The organism is Streptomyces sp. 184 (genome assembly GCF_045781775.1).
Lineage (GTDB): Bacteria > Actinomycetota > Actinomycetes > Streptomycetales > Streptomycetaceae > Streptomyces.
In genome coordinates, this window is record NZ_CP123230.1 from 6,000,603 (window position 1) to 6,016,243 (window position 15,641).

The window sequence follows — 15,641 nt, forward strand, 5'->3', positions numbered from 1 at the left end:
GCAGCCTCCCGCCCACCCTTCCGGAGGAGCCTTGCTGACCGTCGACTTCACCCGCTTCCCGCTCGCGCCCGGCGACCGCGTGCTCGACCTGGGCTGCGGCGCAGGGCGGCACGCCTTCGAGTGCTACCGGCGCGGCGCCCGCGTCGTCGCCCTGGACCGCGACGGCGACGAGATCCGCGAGGTCGCCCGCTGGTTCGCGGCGATGAAGGCGGCGGGCGAGGCGCCGGCCGGCGCCTCCGCCACCGCCGTCGAGGGCGACGCGCTGGCGCTGCCGTTCCCCGACGACAGCTTCGACGTCGTGATCGTCTCCGAGGTGATGGAGCACATCCACGACGACAAGGGCGTGCTCGCCGAGATGGTGCGCGTGCTGCGCCCCGGCGGGCGGATCGCGGTGACCGTGCCGCGCTACGGGCCGGAGAAGGTCTGCTGGGCGCTGTCGGACGCGTACCACGAGGTCGAGGGCGGCCACATCCGCATCTACAAGGCGGACGAACTGGTCGGCAGGATCCGCGAGTCGGGTCTGAAGCCGTACGGCCTGCACCACGCGCACGCGCTGCACGTGCCGTACTGGTGGATCAAGTGCGCGGTGGGCGTGGACAACGACCGCTCGCCGGCCGTGCGCGCGTACCACAAGCTGCTGGTCTGGGACATCATGAAGAAGCCGCTGGCGACCCGGCTCGCCGAGCGGCTCCTCGACCCGGTCATGGGCAAGAGCGTCGTCGTCTACGCCACCAAGCCGCACGAGGGCGGCCGGTGACGAGCTACGAACGCACCGAGCACCTGGTCCTGCCCGGCGTGCTGTCCGCCGCCGAGGTGGCGCAGACCGTCGCCGGGATCGCCGCGGTGCAGCGGGACGACGGGGCGATCCCGTGGTTCCGCGGGCACCACCTCGACCCGTGGGACCACACCGAGGCGGCGATGGCGCTGGACGCGGCGGGCGAGCACGCGCGGGCGGAGGCGGCGTACGAGTGGCTGCGCCGGCACCAGCTCGCGGACGGCTCCTGGTACGCGGCGTACGCGGACGGGGACGCGGCCCGGCCGACCGACCGGGGCCTGGAGACCAACTTCTGCGCGTATCCGGCGGTCGGCGTCTGGCACCACCATCTGGCCACCGGCGACGAGGCGTTCCTGCGCCGGATGTGGCCGGTGGTGCAGGGGTCGATGGAGTTCGTGCTGCGGCTCCAGCAGCCGGGCGGGCAGGTGGGCTGGAAGCGGGACGGCCCGGACGGGCCGGTCCGCACCGACGCGCTGCTGACCGGCTCCTCGTCCGTCCACCACGCGCTGCGCTGCGCGCTGGCCGCCGCCGAGCGCCTCGGCGAGCCGCAGCCCGGCTGGGAGCTGGCCCTCGGCCGGCTCGCGCACGCGATCCGGCGGCACCCGGAGCGGTTCCTCGACAAGGACCGCTTCTCGATGGACTGGTACTACCCGGTGCTCGGCGGCGCGGTCACCGGCGCGGACGCCGTGGCGCGTATCGAGCGCGACTGGGACCGCTTCGTCGTCCCCGGGCTCGGCGTGCGCTGCGTCGGCGACCGGCCGTGGGTGACCGGCGGCGAGAGCGCGGAGCTGGTGCTCGCGCTGTGGGCGGCGGGCAACGCCGACCGGGCGCTGGAGGTGCTGCGCTGGCTGAAGCACCTGCGCGCCGAGGACGGCATGTACTGGACGGGGTACGTCTTCGATGACGACGCGATCTGGCCCGCCGAGCGGACGTCGTGGACGGCCGGTGCGCTGCTGCTCGCGATCGCGGCGGTCGGCGGCGACGAGGCGACGGCGGCGGTCTTCGGCGGCGCCGGGCTGCCGGCGGGGCTGGACCCGGACTGCTGCTGAGCCGGCGGGCGTACGGGCCCGGGGGCGCGGCCCGTACGGCGCGGGGCCCCGGTCCGTACGGGCGGACGGCGCGGTCCGTGCGGAACCTGCCTCGTCAGGCGCCCCCGTGGCCGGGACCGGCGCTGACCTCCGCGGGTACGGGACGGTAGGGTGAGCGGCGACAACTTCAACCGCGCCCTTCGGGGGAAGCCGGTGCGAACCCGGCGCTGACCCGCAACCGTGAGTGCGGCCACCCGTGGCCGTACGAGCCGGAGCACCCGCGGAGCGCGGCAGGCTCATCGGCCCCGCCCGGCAACCACGCCGGCCCGGGCCTCGTCCGTCGCGGTACGCGGAGCTGAGCCCGGCACCCCCGGCACGCGCCGTGCGCGGACGGGCGGCCGTGGCCGGCTGTGCCGGCCCGCCGTCACGAAAGGCCCCCGCCCCGCCATGGCTCCGATAGGCCGGACCGCCGCCCGCGGCACGCGCGCGGCACTCGCCGCCGCCGTGCTGCTGCCCCTGACCGTCGCCGGCACGGCGTCCGCGGCCCCGGCCGCCGGTGCGCCGCAGGCGGCACCGCACGCCGCACCGCACGCCGTGCCCGTACAGAAGAAGCTCCCCGAGGGGCTGTACGGCACCGCGGACCCCGAGTTCGACGGCGTCTGGCGGCAGTCGCTGGCCGTCCTCGCCCAGCGCACCCAGCAGCTCCGCCCGGCCCCGGCCGCGATCGACTTCCTCACCGGCCAGCAGTGCGCGGACGGCGGCTTCGCCGCGTACCGCGCGGATGCCGCCAAGCCCTGCGACGCGGCCACCGAGGACACCAACGCCACGGCCGCCGCGGTGCAGGCGCTGAGCGCGGCGGGCGGGGAGCGCAAGGCCGTCGACAAGGGCGTGGCCTGGCTGAAGAAGATCCAGAACGACGACGGCGGCTGGGGCTTCAACCCCGGCGGCCCCACGGACGCCAACTCCACCGCCGTCGTCGTCGGCGCCCTCGCGGCGGTCGGCGAGCGGCCGGAGAAGACGACGGCGGGCGGCGGCAGCCCGTACGACGCGCTGGCGGCGCTCCAGCTCGGCTGCGACGCGAAGAAGGCGGAGCAGGGGGCGTACGCGTACCAGCCGGAGGAGGACGGGGCGCTCTTCCCCAACGACTACGCCACCGCCGCGGCCGTCCTCGCCGGCACCGGCAACGGGCTCGGCGTCGGCCTGGCGAAGAAGGACGCGGCGGGCGGCAGGGACAAGCCGGTCGAGGCGGTCGCCTGCACCGACGACCCGTCCCCGGCGCAGGCGTCGGAGGCGGGCGCGGCGTACCTGGCGCAGAAGCTCGCGGCCGGCGACGCGCACCTCGCGGCGATGACCGGCGAGGGCCCCGACCACAACGCCACCGCCGTCGCGGCCCTCGCGCTGGCCGCGGGCGGCCACGGCAGCGCGGCGCGCGAGCCGTACGGCTGGCTGGAGCGCGACAAGAGCACCCTGGCCTGGGCGAAGGACAATCCGGCGGCCCTGGCCACCCTGATCCTCGCCGCCGACGCGGTCGACGCCGACCCGGGCGCCTTCGCCGGCGACACGGACCTGGTGGCCCGCCTCAACGCCACGGGCCCGCAGCCCACCGCGGAGAAGCCGGCGGCGGACGCCGCGGCGGCGGCCGGCGAGGAGTCGTCGGACGACGACGGCGGCCCGGGCGCGGCGGTGTGGACGCTGCTGGGCGTGGGCCTGGCGGCGGGCGCGGGCATCGGCCTGCTGGCGAGCGCGCGCAGAAAGAGGCGGGGGTGACGGGCGGGTCGCGGACGCGGCGCGTCCGGCGGCTCCGGCCGGCGGACGGTGGTACGCGCACGTCGCCGAGGGCGGAGCGGGCGGGATCGCCGGCGGGCATCCGCGGTGGTACGGGCGCGGCGGCGGCAGCGGTACGGGCAGTGCCGGCGGCGGGCCGGCCCGGTGAGACGGGCACGGAGCCCGCAGGGGCACGGACGGAGTCGCCCGCGGGCCGTCGCCGCGGGACCGGCACGGAGCCGGCCGCGGTCCGGTCCGGGCCACGGCGGGGAGCCGGGCCGGAGCGGGGCGCGTTCCGCGCGCACGGCGCGAATCGCCCGGGTGCGCGGGCGCCGGGAGCCGGCGCGGGCCGGTTGCCCGTCGACCCGGCCCTCGCCGGACGCCTGGAGGCGGCCGGATCCGGCCGAGCGCGGCCCGCGCCCCACCGTGCCGCCCCGCGGGGCCGGCTGCGGCGGGCGGTCGCGGCCGCGGCCGGAGGCGCGGTACTGGCGCTCGGGGCGGTCGCGCCCGCGGCGCACGCCGGGCCGGCCGCGGACGGGTACCGGTACTGGTCCTTCTGGGACCGGGACGGTGACTCGTGGGTCTACGCCACGAAGGGCCCCGGCCTCGCCCGGCCCGCGGACGGCGACGTGCACGGCGTGCGGTTCGCCGTCAGCGAGGAGTCCGGCGGCGGGCCGCGCCCCCGCGGGGCCGCCGGCTTCGCCGCCGTCTGCGGCGGCACCGAACCCGGCGACGGCCGCAAACGCGTCGCTCTCGTCCTCGACTTCGGCACCGCCGCGCACGCACCCGACGGCGAGAGCCCGCCCCCGGCCCGTACGGAATGCGCCTTTGTCTCCGACGACGCCACCCTCGGCGACGCCCTCGCCGCGGTCGCCGAGCCGCTGCGCTACGACTCCGACGGGCTGCTCTGCGCCATCGACGGCTACCCGCGCAGCGGCTGCGCCGAGTCGGCGTCCGGCAGCGGGGGCGGCGACGGCAGCGGCGACACGGCCGGGGAGCCGCGCGACGGCGACACCGCCGGCGACGCCGCGGACGACGGCGACTCCGGCCCGTCCGCGGGCTTCTTCGGCGGCGTCGCCGCGGTCGCGGTCCTCGCCGGGCTCACCGTATGGCAGTTGCGCCGCCGCCGGACATGACGTCCGCCGCCGCCGACCGCCCCCGCTCCGCGCGCCTCGCCGGGTCGCCGGGTGCGCCCGCGGCGGCGCGGGGCAAGCGCGGCGCGGGCGCGGCGGGCGTCCTGCGACCGCCCCTCGCGGACCGGGCCAACGCCCTGCACGCCGGCGCCTGGTGGCTCTGGGCCCTCGGGCTCGCCACCGCCGCCTCCCGCACCACCAACCCCCTGCTCCTCGCCCTCCTCGTCGCCGTCGCCGGCTACGTCGTCGCCGCCCGCCGCAGCGACGCGCCCTGGGCCCGCTCGTACGCCCTCTTCCTCAAGCTGGGCCTCCTCGTCATCGCCGTCCGGCTCGTGTTCGCCACCTTCCTCGGCTCGCCCATCCCCGGCACCCACGCGGTCTTCACCCTCCCCGAGGTCCCCCTGCCCGAGTGGGCGCAGGGCGTCCGCCTCGGCGGCCGGGTCACCGCCGAGCAACTGACGTTCGCGTTCTACGACGGCATGAAGCTCGCCGCCCTCCTCATCTGCGTGGGCGCCGCCAACGCCCTGGCCAACCCCGCCCGCCTGCTGAAGTCCCTGCCCGCCGCGCTGTACGAACTCGGCGTCGCCGTCGTCGTCGCGATGACCTTCGCCCCGCACTTCGTCGCCGACGTCGCCCGGCTGCGCCGCGCCCGCCGGCTGCGCGGGCGCGAGGACCGCGGCCCGCGGGCGCTGCTCCAGGTCGGGCTGCCGGTGCTGGAGGGCGCGTTGGAGCGGTCGGTGGCGCTGGCCGCCGCGATGGACGCCCGCGGCTACGGCCGTACGGCCCAACTCCCCCGCGCCGTCCGGCTCACCACCGCCGCGCTCACCCTCGGCGGACTCCTCGGCGTCTGCGCCGGCACGTACGGACTCCTCGCCGCCTCGGGCGCCGGCTACGGCGGGCCCGTGCTGGCGCTCGGCACCGCCGCCGCGGCCGGCGGGCTGTGGCTCGGCGGGCGCCGCGCGGTGCGCAGCCGCTACCGGCCCGACCGCTTCGGGCCGCGCGCCTGGCTGGTCGCCGCCTCCGGCGCGGCCGTCGGGGGCCTGATGATCCACGCCAACTCCTACGCCCCCGGCGCCCTGCACCCCACCGTCGTACCGCTGACCGCGCCCGAGCTGCCGCTGTGGCCGGCCGCGAGCTGCCTGCTCGGCCTGCTGCCCGCGCTCGTCGCACCCGTACCGCCGCGCCCCCACGACCGCAAGGCCCCGCGAACCACCGAGGACCGACCCCGCAAGGAGACCGCCCAGTGATCCGTTTCGAGGACGTGTCCGTCGTCTACGACGGCGCCGCGAAGCCCGCGATCCGGGGCGTGGACCTGACCGTCCCCGAGGGCGAACTCGCGCTGCTCGTCGGCCCTTCGGGAGTCGGCAAGTCGACACTGCTGAACGCCGTCTGCGGGCTCGTGCCCCACTTCACCGGCGGCACCCTGCGCGGTCGCGTCACCGTCGACGGCCGCGACACCCGTACGCATCCGCCGCGCGAACTGGCCGACGTCGTCGGCACGGTGGGCCAGGACCCGCTGGCCCACTTCGTCACGGACACCGTCGAGGACGAACTCGCCTACGGCATGGAGTCCCTGGGCCTGCCGCGCGACACGATGCGGCGGCGGGTGGAGGAGACCCTCGACCTGCTCGGCCTCACCGAGCTGCGCGACCGGCCGATCGCCTCGCTCTCCGGCGGCCAGCAGCAGCGGGTGGCGATCGGCTCGGTGCTGACGCCGCATCCGCGGGTGCTGGTCCTGGACGAGCCGACGTCGGCGCTGGACCCGGCGGCGGCCGAGGAGGTGCTGGCGGTGCTCCAGCGGCTGGTGCACGACCTGGGCACGACGGTGCTGCTGGCCGAACACCGGCTGGAGCGGGTGGTGCAGTACGCGGACCAGGTCATCGTCCTGCCGTCGCCGGGCGCGGCGCCGGAGGCGGGGGCGCCGGCGGAGATGATGGCGCTCTCGCCCGTACGCCCGCCGGTCGTCGCGCTCGGTCGGCTGGCGGGCTGGTCGCCGCTGCCGCTGACGGTACGGGACGCGCGGCGGCGCGCGGCGCCGCTGCGGGAGCGACTGGCGGGCCTGACGCCGCCGGGGCCGGGCTGCCCGGGGACCCGGTCCACCGCCGGGCCCGCACGCGCGAACTCCCTGTCCCCGGCGGCCGTTGGCGCGGACCCCGCCCCCGCCCGCGCACCGGCCGGGGCCCTGGCCCACCTCACCGGCCCCGCCGCCGTCGCCGACCGGCTGACCGTGCGCCGCGGGCGGGCCGAGGTGCTGCGCGGGGTGTCGCTGACCGTCGCCGCCGGCGAGACCGTCGCCCTGATGGGCCGCAACGGCGCCGGCAAGTCGACGCTGCTGGCCACCTTCGTCGGCATGCACCGGCCGGCCGCCGGTTCCGTACGCCTCGGGGACCTGGCCCCGCACCGCACCCGGCCCGCCGAACTCCTGCGGCACGCCGGGCTCGTACCGCAGGACCCGCGGGACCTGCTGTACGCGGACACCGTCGCCGCGGAGTGCGCGGCGGCCGACGCCGACGCACAGGCCGCGGCGGGCACCTGCCGGGCCCTGGTCGCCGAGCTGCTGCCCGGCGTACCGGACGACGCCCATCCCCGCGACCTGTCGGAAGGCCAGCGGCTCGCGCTCGCCCTCGCCGTGATCCTCGGCGCCCGCCCCCGGCTGCTGCTGCTCGACGAGCCGACGCGCGGCCTCGACTACGCGGCGAAGGCCCGGCTCGTCGGCGTGCTGCGCGCGCTTGCCGCGGCGGGCCACGCCGTGGTGCTGGCGACGCACGACGTGGAGCTGGCCGCCGAACTGGCGCACCGGGTGGTGATCCTGGCGGACGGCGAGGTGGTCGCCGACGGGCCGACCGCCGAGGTCGTGGTCGCCTCGCCGTCGTTCGCGCCGCAGGTGGCGAAGATTTTGAGCCCGGCGGGCAGCGGCGGTGCGGCGGGCGGCTCCGCCGGGGACCGCGCGGCGGCGGGCACGCCGTGGCTGACGGTCGCCCAGGTGCGCGACGCCCTGGAGGCGGCGGCATGACCGCCGGCGCCGCCGACGGCAAGCCCGGCCCCACCGGCCCCTCCGGGCACCCCCCGACCGCCGCCGCCCGAACCCGGAACGACCCTCCCGAAGACACCCCGGCCCGGGATGCCCCGCCCTCCGGCGCCGCGCCCCGCGCCGCCCGCACCGCGCGCCTGCGGGTCGTCCGGCTCGGGCCCGTCTCCGCCGCCGCCCTGCTGCTTGTCTCCGCAGTCGGCGTCGCCGCCTTCGGCTGGCCGCTGCTCGCCGGCCCCGACTCCGACCTCGCCCACTCCGGCGACGCCCCCTGGCTCTTCGCCGCCCTCCTCCCCCTCCTGGTCGCCGTCGCCGGCGCGACCATCGCCGACTCCGGCCTCGACGCCAAGGCCGTCGCCATGCTCGGCGTGCTCGCCGCCGTGGGCGCCGCGCTGCGGCCCCTCGGCGCCGGGACGGCCGGGATCGAGCCGATGTTCTTCCTGATGGTGCTCTCCGGCCGGGTGCTGGGGCCGGGCTTCGGGTTCGTGCTCGGGGCCGTGACGATGTTCGCGTCCGCCCTGCTCACCGGCGGGGTCGGGCCGTGGATGCCGTTCCAGATGCTCGCCATGGGCTGGGTCGCCATGGGCGCCGGGCTGCTGCCGGGGGCGAAGCGGCTGCGGGGGCGCCGGGAGTTGTGGCTGCTTGCCTCGTATGGAGCAATCGCCTCCGTTCTCTACGGAACGGTGATGAACCTCCAGGGGTGGCCGTATCTGAGCGGTATGTCTACGGGCGTGTCGTTCGTCGCGGGCGATCCGCTGCCGGAGAACCTCGCCCGCTTCGTCGCGTACTGCCTCGCCACATCGCTGGGTTGGGACCTGCCGCGCGCGGTGGTGACGGCGGTGTGCACGCTCACCCTGGGCCGGGCCGTGCTGGCGGCGCTGCGCCGGGCCACCCGAAAGGCCGCATTCGGCACACCGGTGACGTTCGAGGACGCGAACCCCCTGAGTGCGCGGGCATCTCATATGTGAGATAGCGTCCAAGTCATGGCAGATGACTACCTCGTGCGCATCGGCAGACTCATCCGTGACGCCCGGCAGCACCGGGGATGGTCGCAGAGTCAGCTCGCCGCGGCGCTGGGTACCAGCCAGAGCGCCGTCAACCGCATCGAGCGCGGCAACCAGAACATCAGCCTGGAGATGATCGCGCGCATCGGCGAGGCGCTGGACAGCGAGATCGTCGCCCTGGGCACCGCGGGCCCGATGCATCTGCGGGTCTCCGGTGGCCGCCGGCTGTCGGGTGCGATCGACGTGAAGACGAGCAAGAACGCCTGCGTCGCGCTGCTGTGCGCCACCCTGCTGAACTCCGGGCGCACGGTGCTGCGCCGGGTGGCGCGGATCGAGGAGGTCTTCCGCATCCTGGAGGTACTGGGCAGCATCGGGGTGCGGACGCGCTGGATCAACGACGGCGCCGACCTGGAGGTCGTACCGCCGGCCGAACTGGACCTCGACGCCATGGACCACGAGGCCGCGCGCCGCACCCGCAGCGTGATCATGTTCCTCGGCCCGCTGCTGCACCGCGCGGAGCGCTTCAAGCTCCCGTACGCGGGCGGCTGCGACCTCGGCACCCGGACCGTGCAGCCGCACATGACCGCGCTGCGCCGCTTCGGCCTGGACGTGACGGCGACCGAGGGCGTCTACCACTGCGAGGTCGTCGCGGGCATCGCCCCCGACCGGGCGATCGTGCTGACCGAGCGCGGCGACACCGTGACCGAGAACGCGCTGCTGGCCGCCGCCCGGCACGACGGCGTGACCCTGATCCGCAACGCCAGCCCCAACTACATGGTCCAGGACCTCTGTTTCTTCCTGGAGCACCTGGGCGTGCGCGTGGACGGCGTGGGCACCACCACGCTGCGCGTGCACGGCGTGCCGGACATCGACCGGGACGTCGACTTCTCCCCCTCCGAGGACCCGGTGGAGGCGATGAGCCTGCTGGCGGCGGCCGTCGTCACGTCGTCGGAGCTGACGGTGCGGCGGGCGCCGGTGGAGTTCCTGGAGATCGAGCTGTCGGTGCTGGAGGAGATGGGCCTCGATCTCGACCGCACCCCGGAGTACGCCGCCGACAACGGCCGCACCCGGCTGGTCGACCTGACCGTACGGCCCTCGAAGCTCCAGGCGCCGATCGACAAGATCCACCCGATGCCGTTCCCCGGCGTCAACATCGACAACGTGCCGTTCTTCGCGGCCATCGCGGCCTCCGCGCAGGGCTCGACGCTCATCCACGACTGGGTCTACGACAACCGCGCCATCTACCTCACCGAGCTGACCCGCCTGGGCGCCGGCGTCAAGCTGCTCGACCCGCACCGCGTGCTGGTCGAGGGCCCCACGCGGTGGCGCGAGACGGAGATGATGTGCCCGCCGGCGCTGCGGCCCGCGGTGGTGGTGCTGCTGGGGATGATGGCGGCGGAGGGCACGTCGGTGCTCCGCAACGTCTACGTCATCAACCGGGGTTACGAGTCCCTGGCCGACCGGCTCAACTCGGTGGGCGCCCGCATCGAGACGTTCCGCGACATCTGACCCCGCGGGCGCCGGGGTTGGTGCCCGGCGAGGGCGAACGCGCCCGGGGTGATGCCGTAGCTGCGGACGAACCACCGGTGCAGATGGCTCTGGTCCGCGAACCCCGCCGCCGCGGCGGCCTCGGCGCCGCTCGCGCCCGCCGTCAGCCGGCGGCGGGCGTCGCGCAGGCGCAGCAGGCGCTGGAGGTCGCTGGGCGCCATGCCGTACTCCGCCCGGAACGCCCGGTACAGCGCGTAGCGGCTACAGCCCGCCGCCGCCGCCAGCTCCGCCGCCGGGACCTCCTCGGCGTACCGCTCCTGGAGCACCGCGCGCGCCCGCCGTGCCGCGCCGGCCTGCGGGCCGCCGGGGCGCAGCGCGCGCTCGCGCGGCGGGGCGGTCGAGGCGCGGTGGACCATCGCCGTCACCGCGGCGGTCAGCCGCTCGTCGCGCACCAGCGGCCCCGCGCCCTCCGTGAGCGCCGCGTGCAGCCGCAGCAGGGCGCGCCACAGCGGCGGGTCGCGGTGCACGGGGTCGGCGAAGAGCGGGAGGGCGGCCGTCGCGCCCGGGCGCGTACCGACGTCGGCGAGGACGTCCCGTACGACGTCGGGGCCGATGTGCACCATCCGGTAGGTGAAGCCCAGCTCGGTCGCCGCCTCTCCGTCGTGCGGGTCGTCGGGGTTGAAGGCCATGACGAGGCCGGCGGCGGAGGTGTGCGAGCCGCCGCGGCAGACGAAGCGCTGGGCGCCGGTCTCGGTGAGGCCGAAGGAGTAGGCGTCGTGGCTGTGGCGGTGGAAGACGTGCCGCTCGAAGTGGGCGCGCATGGCCTCCACGGGCCGCTGCGCGTCCCGCCAGTAGGAGACCCAGTCGCTCACGCCTTCCATGGTGCCGCACCCGGGCGGCGGGGCGGGCGCACGAGCGTTCAAGACGGCCGCGGCCCGGCGGGGGCACGCTGGGGGCATGCGCTTCGAGACCAAGATCGCCGTGGTCGTACGGCACGACCTGGCCGCCTGGCAGCGGCTGAACGTCACCGCCTTCCTGTGCAGCGGCGTCGCCCACGCCGCCGACGACATCATGGGCAAGCCGTACGAGGACGCCTCCGGCAACGCCTACCTGCCGATGTTCCGCGAGCCCGTCCTCGTCTTCGCCGCCGACGCCGCGGGCCTGACCCGTACCCACACCCGGGCCCTGTCCCGCGGGCTGGCCACCGCCGTCTACACCGACGAGCTGTTCGCCACCGGCAACGACGACGACAACCGTGCCGCCGTCCGCGACGTCGCCGCCGGCGACCTGTCGCTGGCCGGGCTCGCGGTCTACGGCCCGCGCAACGCCGTCGACCGCACGGTCAAGGGCCTGGCCCTGCACACCTGACCGGGCCTCAGAGGTAGCGGTCCCAGCCCTGCTCCGGCGCCCGGCCGACGTCCAGGCCGCGCAGCTTGCGCAGCGTCTTCGGGTCCTGCGCGTCGAGCCAGTCGGCGAGCTGCCGGAAGGACACGCACCGCACGTCCTTCCTGGGGCAGACCTCCTTGATGGTCTCCTCGACCGCGCGCATGTACGCGCCGTCGTGCCAGGTCTCGAAGTGGTTGCCGACGATCAGCGGCGCGCGGTTGCCGGTGTACGCGCGCTCGAAGCCGGCGAGCAGCCCGTCGCGCATCTGCGCCTCGGCGTTGGCGGGGGTCGTGAGCGGGTTGACCTTGAAGTTGTAGTCCATGGTCAGCTCTTCGCGGTCGCTGCCGGGGTACGGCACGAGCTGCATGGACAGGTCCCACAGACCGTCCTTCTTCGCCGGCCACACCTGCTCGGTGACGCCGCTGGTGTCGTACCGCCAGCCCAGCTCGCGGGCGGCGGCGCGGAGGTTGTCGCCCCCTTCGAGGCAGGGGGTGCGGGCGCCGGTCAGCTCCTTGTCGTAGTCGAAGGGCAGCGGCGCGGCGTCGCGCAGGCCGGTGTGGGTCTTCCAGCGCCGTACGAACTGCTTGGCCTGCGCGATCTCGCTCTTCCACTCCTCCTTCGACCAGCTCGCGACGCCGGTGGGGCCGCAGAAGTGGCCGTTGAAGTGGGTGCCGATCTCGCTGCCGTCGAGCCAGGCGCCGCGGACCTGGTCGACGGTCTCCTCGATGTGCGCGTCGCTGAGCAGCCCGATGTCGGAGGCGCCGGGGGCGTGGCCGGGGGCCTCGTACCGGGTGCGCTTGGACTCGGGCAGGAGGTAGATGCCGGAGAGGAAGTAGGTCATGGCGGCGTCGTACTTCCGGCCGACGTCGCGGAAGTGCTCGAAGAGCCCGTCGCCGATCTCGCCGGCGCCGTCCCAGGAGAAGACGACGAACTGCGGCGGCTTCTCGCCGTCGGCGAGCCTGCGCGCCTTGGGCTGCCGGGGCTGCGCGCCGGTCCAGGCGGTGGACCCGTCGCCGATGAGGCGTACGCCGCGGCTCTTCTCCGCGGCGCCGCGGGCACCGGTCCGCGCGTCCACGCGATCGCCGCCCCGGTCGCCGCCCGTGTCGCCGCCGTCCCCCGGCCACGAGCACCCGGCCGCCGCCACCGGCACCAGTACCGCCGCCGCACACGCGCCGACCACCGCACGCCTCGCCCTGCCCATGGGTCACCTCTCTCCGCGCTGATTCGCTGGAGTGATAACCCGAAAAGCACATAAATACCGGACCCTCACCCGGATGCCCGGGGACGTACCCGCCCGGACGACGCGCCTGGGCCCGATGCGCTACGCGACCGAAAGGCGGCGCCTCAGAGCAGGCCCCAGGCCGCGCGGGAGCCCTGGCCGTGGCTCGTGATCGCGAAGCCGTGGCCGGCGGCCCACTGCCCGGCCGCGTGCCCGAGCCGCGGCGAACCGCTGTTGAGATAGTCCACGGCGATGTCCCGGTCGCCCCGGCGCCGCAGCTCCAGCTCCAGCACGGCCAGGAAGTCCGCGCGGCCGAGCCGGATCGCGGTCAGCAGCACCTGCCGCAGCGGCTCCCCGTCCGCGGTCCGGGCGAGCACGTTGGTCAGGGCCGCGGGGTAGACGGGGGCGGGGTGGTACGGGCGCAGCTCGGCGGCCAGCTTCCCGGCCCGGCCCGGCGCCTCGTCGCCGTCCCTGCCGCGGAGGCCGACCAGCTCCTCGATCCGCAGCTCCGCCTCGGCCACCTCGGCGAGCTGGTGCGGGAGCAGCCCGTCCTCGTTGTACAGGCCCTCGCCCGCGCCGAGGTCGACCAGCGTCCGCACGAGTTCGTCGTCACCCGCGTAGTAGGCGTAGTGCAGCGCCGTGTCGCCCCGGTCGTCGGAGAGGGCGAGGCTGTAGCCCTCGCCCACCAGGGCGCGTACCTCCGCGGGATCGCCGCGCAGCACGGCCGCGAGGAACGTTTTGCGGCGCCGGCTCCGGCGCAGCCGGGAGGCGGCGAGGACCACACAGGTCACGAGGATGATCAGCAGGCCCAGCACGTGCCCTCCACTTCTCCGCGGTCGGGAGCGGGGGCAGTGTCCCGCCACCGGCCGGGGACCGCTCCCCACGCGGCGCCGGCGGGGCGGCGAACCCGAGGCGGCGGGAGGGATGTCGGCGGACCGGAGATAGGCGGGCCGGGGGCCGGCCGACCGGAGATGGGCGGGCCGGAGGTCGGCGAGCCGGGGGCCGGGGGCCGAGGGCGCCGGATGGCGTGGCCCGTACGGCGGTCGAGGGGGAGGGCCGGCGTGGACGTGCGCAGACCCCGGGCCCGGCCGCGCAGGTCCCGCCTCGGTCTGGCGGGCCGGACCCGGGGGGTTGAACTGCCGCGGGCGCCCTATGGGGGGTGGGCGGCCGGGGTGGGCGCAGGGGCCCGCGGCAGAGCTCTACAACTTCAGCAGCCGCTCCGCGAGGTCGCGGGAGTCGCGGAGGGCGAGGCGCAGGCGCTCGGTCTCCGCGTTCGCGGTGCCTTCCGCGGTACGGGCGTTGCGGGTCAGGTCGCGGTAGGCGTCACGGCGCTCGGCGAGCAGCGCGGCGATCCGCGCGCCGAGGTCGTCGAGGACGACGCAGGCGTCGTCGACGGCGCCCGGCGGGTCGTCCACGAAGCGGCCCGTCGCCCGGTGCAGCCGGTCGTCCAGGTCGTCCCGCTCGGACGGCGCCATGAGCGGGCGGTCCGCCGCGCCGTCGTCTTCGGTCAGGGACAGGGGCGGTGCCGCGGCGGGCGCCGCGGAGGCCGGGGTCCCGGGGGCGGGGGTCACGGGGTCCGCGACCGCCACGGGGTGGGCGGCCACGGGCTCGGCGCTCGCCCCGGGGTCGGTCGTCGCGGGGCCGCCCTTCGACAGGCCGTCCTTCGTCGGAGCGGCCGGAGCCGCCGGGTCCCCGGGCGTCGGGGCCGCCGGCGTGAGGATGCCGGGGGTCTCGGTACGGGCCGGCTCCCCTGCTCGGGGCAGGCCCTCCGCCGCTGCGCGGCGCTCGTCCGCGGCGCGGCGCTCCTCCGGCGTGTCCGGCCCGGCGGTGGTCCCCGCGCCCGCGTCTGACCGCGCTGCGCTCCCGGTGTTCTCGCGCTCCCGGGCTCCGGGGCCGCCCGCCGGCGGGTCCACCGCCCAGTCGCGTTCCCTGGCGCCCGTCACGATGCGCTCCCGTCCCGGCTTTCGCCGCGCCGCGTCGCACGCGGCGCGTGCAGGCGGTCGGCCAGCCGGCGTCCGCCGCCGCGCTCACGGGTGGAGTGCGCCGCCTCGCCGGTCTCCGCGCTCCCGGCCGCGGCCGGCGCCTTCGGCAGCGCACCGGAGGAGGCGCCGGGCCGGCCGGCCAGCTCCGTGTACAGCTCGCGGGTGCGCAGCAGCGCCGTACGGGCCTCCTCGGTGGGCGGCTCCGCGCCGGCCCGGCCGGAGGCGTTCTGGGCGAGCCGGTGCAGCCGGCGGTAGTCGCCGATGTGCCGCGGGTGGTGGACGGAAAGGGCCGAGACCCGCTCGTCGTACTCCGTGGCGGGGTAGCCGCGGTCCCCGGCGAGCCGGGCGATGAGCTGGTCGGCTTCGGCGGCGGCGCGGGTGGGCGAGTCGACGAAGTGTTCCTGGATCAGGCTCCACTCGGCGTCGTAGCGCTCCCGGGCCGCCGGGTCGAGGCGTACGGTCTGGAGCTTGCCGTACTTGCGGACGCGCTCGGCCAGTTCCTTCTCGGCAGCCTTGCGGTCGCCGTCGTGGCGCTCGACCGTTCGGTCGTACTCCGGTCCGAAGCGCCGCCGCAGCCCTCCTGGTCCGCCGCGCAGTCCGAGGCCGATGCCTCCTCCGTTGCGCAGGAGAACCAAGGCCGCTGCTGCGACGGCGGCCAGGACCAGGATGATGATCAGCCACACAGTCATAGAAGGCGGTTAGCCCGTATCGCCCGCCGCAAACACGGCGGTTCGAACCGGGCCTGCCGCGCACGGCACGGCGGGCGGCCCGCGGTGCCGGACCGCGGTGCGCGGCGCGGGGGTTCCGCGCCGCGCCCGCGTACCGTCGGGCCCG

General features: G+C 76.6%; 14 protein-coding genes and 1 riboswitch. Of the genes, 9 read left to right on the plus strand and 5 right to left on the minus strand.

Annotation, left to right across the window (positions count from 1 at the left end; all coding sequences use genetic code 11):
- Positions 1-31: 31 nt before the first annotated feature.
- From QBL21_RS25480 to QBL21_RS25515, 8 genes are all read left to right on the plus strand, one after another.
- Entirely contained in the window at positions 32-757 is a 726-nt protein-coding gene (locus QBL21_RS25480) for a class I SAM-dependent methyltransferase (RefSeq protein WP_407564552.1), read from the plus strand.
- A complete protein-coding gene (locus tag QBL21_RS25485) occupies positions 754-1,824 on the plus strand; it encodes a prenyltransferase (RefSeq protein WP_407564553.1) in 1,071 nt (356 codons plus the stop codon). The genes QBL21_RS25480 and QBL21_RS25485 overlap by 4 nt, the downstream gene beginning before the upstream one ends.
- Positions 1,825-2,006: 182 nt before the next feature.
- Positions 2,007-2,083: riboswitch (cobalamin riboswitch) on the plus strand.
- Between the two features lie 167 nt (positions 2,084-2,250).
- Positions 2,251-3,570, plus strand: a complete 1,320-nt coding sequence (locus QBL21_RS25490; protein ID WP_407564554.1) for a prenyltransferase/squalene oxidase repeat-containing protein — start codon at positions 2,251-2,253, stop codon at positions 3,568-3,570.
- 350 nt (positions 3,571-3,920) lie between these two features.
- Positions 3,921-4,703 (plus strand): SCO2322 family protein, encoded by a 783-nt coding sequence (locus tag QBL21_RS25495; protein WP_407564555.1) that lies wholly within the window; start codon positions 3,921-3,923, stop codon positions 4,701-4,703.
- Positions 4,700-5,947: a CbiQ family ECF transporter T component gene (locus QBL21_RS25500; protein ID WP_407566561.1), complete on the plus strand. Its 1,248-nt coding sequence runs from the start codon at positions 4,700-4,702 to the stop codon at positions 5,945-5,947. The genes QBL21_RS25495 and QBL21_RS25500 overlap by 4 nt, the downstream gene beginning before the upstream one ends.
- Positions 5,944-7,713 carry an ABC transporter ATP-binding protein gene (locus QBL21_RS25505; protein WP_407564556.1) on the plus strand — a complete coding sequence of 590 codons (1,770 nt, stop codon included), beginning with the start codon at positions 5,944-5,946 and terminating at the stop codon, positions 7,711-7,713. The genes QBL21_RS25500 and QBL21_RS25505 overlap by 4 nt, the downstream gene beginning before the upstream one ends.
- Positions 7,710-8,696 (plus strand): ECF transporter S component, encoded by a 987-nt coding sequence (locus QBL21_RS25510; protein ID WP_407564557.1) that lies wholly within the window; start codon positions 7,710-7,712, stop codon positions 8,694-8,696. The genes QBL21_RS25505 and QBL21_RS25510 overlap by 4 nt, the downstream gene beginning before the upstream one ends.
- A gap of 15 nt (positions 8,697-8,711) precedes the next feature.
- Complete coding sequence (locus tag QBL21_RS25515; RefSeq protein ID WP_407564558.1) at positions 8,712-10,241, plus strand: UDP-N-acetylglucosamine 1-carboxyvinyltransferase; 1,530 nt, start codon at positions 8,712-8,714, stop codon at positions 10,239-10,241.
- On the opposite strand, the gene QBL21_RS25520 is transcribed toward QBL21_RS25515, so the two are convergent.
- The gene (locus QBL21_RS25520; protein WP_407564559.1) at positions 10,175-11,101 is read right to left on the minus strand and encodes an AraC family ligand binding domain-containing protein; all 927 of its coding nucleotides are present in this window, start codon (positions 11,099-11,101) and stop codon (positions 10,175-10,177) included. The two genes, QBL21_RS25515 and QBL21_RS25520, sit on opposite strands and share 67 nt — an antisense overlap.
- Positions 11,102-11,177: 76 nt before the next feature.
- Between QBL21_RS25520 and QBL21_RS25525 the strand changes: the two genes are divergently transcribed.
- Positions 11,178-11,588: a DUF2000 family protein gene (locus QBL21_RS25525; RefSeq protein WP_407564560.1), complete on the plus strand. Its 411-nt coding sequence runs from the start codon at positions 11,178-11,180 to the stop codon at positions 11,586-11,588.
- A 7-nt stretch (positions 11,589-11,595) separates the two neighbouring features.
- Here the strand turns inward: QBL21_RS25525 and QBL21_RS25530 are convergent, their stop codons facing one another.
- The 4 genes from QBL21_RS25530 to QBL21_RS25545 form a co-directional block, all read right to left on the minus strand.
- A complete protein-coding gene (locus tag QBL21_RS25530; protein ID WP_407564561.1) occupies positions 11,596-12,807 on the minus strand; it encodes a hypothetical protein in 1,212 nt (403 codons plus the stop codon).
- Between the two features lie 143 nt (positions 12,808-12,950).
- Positions 12,951-13,640, minus strand: a complete 690-nt coding sequence (locus QBL21_RS25535; protein WP_407564562.1) for an ankyrin repeat domain-containing protein — start codon at positions 13,638-13,640, stop codon at positions 12,951-12,953.
- 384 nt (positions 13,641-14,024) lie between these two features.
- Complete coding sequence (locus tag QBL21_RS25540; protein WP_407564563.1) at positions 14,025-14,768, minus strand: hypothetical protein; 744 nt, start codon at positions 14,766-14,768, stop codon at positions 14,025-14,027.
- The gene (locus QBL21_RS25545; protein WP_407564564.1) at positions 14,765-15,496 is read right to left on the minus strand and encodes a hypothetical protein; all 732 of its coding nucleotides are present in this window, start codon (positions 15,494-15,496) and stop codon (positions 14,765-14,767) included. The genes QBL21_RS25540 and QBL21_RS25545 overlap by 4 nt, the downstream gene beginning before the upstream one ends.
- Between the last annotated feature and the right edge of the window lie 145 nt (positions 15,497-15,641).

What these genes read in the sequence shown, in the direction of transcription:
- QBL21_RS25500 (WP_407566561.1), top strand. Translation starts at nt 4,700, where the DNA reads ATGACGTCCGCCGCCGCCGACCGCCCCCGCTCCGCGCGCCTCGCCGGG.
- QBL21_RS25530 (WP_407564561.1), bottom strand. Translation starts at nt 12,807, where the DNA reads ATGGGCAGGGCGAGGCGTGCGGTGGTCGGCGCGTGTGCGGCGGCGGTA.
- QBL21_RS25520 (WP_407564559.1), bottom strand. Translation starts at nt 11,101, where the DNA reads ATGGAAGGCGTGAGCGACTGGGTCTCCTACTGGCGGGACGCGCAGCGG.
- QBL21_RS25545 (WP_407564564.1), bottom strand. Translation starts at nt 15,496, where the DNA reads ATGACTGTGTGGCTGATCATCATCCTGGTCCTGGCCGCCGTCGCAGCA.
- QBL21_RS25515 (WP_407564558.1), top strand. Translation starts at nt 8,712, where the DNA reads ATGGCAGATGACTACCTCGTGCGCATCGGCAGACTCATCCGTGACGCC.
- QBL21_RS25510 (WP_407564557.1), top strand. Translation starts at nt 7,710, where the DNA reads ATGACCGCCGGCGCCGCCGACGGCAAGCCCGGCCCCACCGGCCCCTCC.
- QBL21_RS25490 (WP_407564554.1), top strand. Translation starts at nt 2,251, where the DNA reads ATGGCTCCGATAGGCCGGACCGCCGCCCGCGGCACGCGCGCGGCACTC.
- QBL21_RS25525 (WP_407564560.1), top strand. Translation starts at nt 11,178, where the DNA reads ATGCGCTTCGAGACCAAGATCGCCGTGGTCGTACGGCACGACCTGGCC.